1 protein-coding gene is annotated in these 1,548 nt (G+C 70.9%); it reads right to left on the bottom strand.

What is annotated here, in order from left to right:
- A partial coding sequence (locus ACIQIB_RS39450; RefSeq protein WP_400764302.1) for an amino acid adenylation domain-containing protein occupies window positions 1–1,548 on the bottom strand: 1,548 nt, incomplete at both ends.

Here is a 1,548-nt window from a genome sequence, read left to right as displayed (position 1 = left end):
GCTGCCGGGACCATGTACTCGGGCAGGAACGCAGCGACCTCGGCTCGGATGTCGGCGGTGTCGAGTTCGGTGCCGGGGGTGGGCACGACGTAGGCGACGAGGCGCTTGTCGCCGGGTCGGTCCTCGCGGACCAGGGCGACCGCCTGCGCGACCCCGGTGGTGCGGGCGAGTGCGCTCTCGACCTCGCCCGGTTCGATGCGGAAGCCGCGCACCTTCACCTGGTCGTCGCCGCGCCCGATGAACTCGAGGATCCCGTCGGTGTTCCAGCGGGCGGTGTCGCCGGTGCGGTACATCCGCTCACCCGGCGCTCCGAACGGGCACGCGACGAAGCGCTCCGACGTCAGCGCACGGCGGTTGAGGTAGCCGCGCGCCAGACCGCTGCCGCTGATGTACAGCTCACCGGTCACACCGACCGGCACCGGACGCAGCGCCGAATCCAGCACGTACGCACCGCTGTTGTCCATCGGCCGACCGATCGGCACCGCCGCCGGCACCACATCGCCCGCCGCGTACGGGACCTGGGTGGTGAACGCCGTGGTCTCGGTGGGACCGTACGTGGTGCGCACGACCAGACCCGGGTGGGCGTCCAGCAGCGCACGCACGGCAGTCGGCGAGACCACGTCACCGCCCGTCGACACCTCCCGAACCCCGGCGAAGATCTCCGGCGTCTGCTCCGCCAGCACACCGAACAGACCCGCCGTGGCATGCACGTTCGTGATCCCGTGCTCCGCGATCAGCCGACCGCGCTCCGCCGCGTCCACCCGGCCCGCCGGCGCCAGCACCAGCCGCCCGCCGCGCACCAGCGGCACCCAGATCTCATACGTCGAACCGTCGAACGCGTGATTGGCCTGCACCATCACCCGCTCGGCGACCTCCGCGCTCCACGCCGCGTCCAGGCAGAACGTCACCACGTTGCGGTGCGTGGCCGCCACGCCCTTCGGCAGACCCGTCGACCCCGACGTGTACATCACGTACATCAGGTTGTCGCCGGCGACATGCACCCCCGGATCCACCACGGCCGTGGTATCCAAGGCGCTGTCCAGGGTCAGCGGGAGACAGGTCAGCCCCGGCTCCGTCGCCAGCGGATGCCCCGCGTGCGCCGCATCGACCAGCACCACCTCGGCCCCGGCCTCCCGCACGACCGACCGCAGACGGTCCACCGGGTTCGCCGCGTCCAGCGGCAGATACGCACCGCCCACCTTCAGCACACCCAAGAACGCCACCAGCATCTCCGGCGAACGGTCCACCAGGACCCCCACCAGACTCTCCACGCCCACACCCAGAGCGATCAGACGATGCGCCAGCGCATTCGCCCGCTCGTTCACCTCCCGGTAGGTCAGCGACACATCACCCGACACCACCGCGATGCTGTCCGGCACCCGCGCAACCTGCGCCTCGAACAGCTCCACCATCGACACCGCCGCAACCGGCCGCGCCGTACCGTTCCACTCCTCCACCACCCGCTGACGCTCACCCGCCGACAGGACGTCAACACGCCCCACCGACACCGACGGACCAACCAACACCGCCTCGAACACCCGCAGGATC

Source organism: Kitasatospora sp. NPDC092286 (assembly GCF_044755565.1).
Taxonomy (GTDB): Bacteria; Actinomycetota; Actinomycetes; order Streptomycetales; family Streptomycetaceae; genus Kitasatospora.
This window is presented reverse-complemented; position numbering and strand designations above follow the sequence as displayed.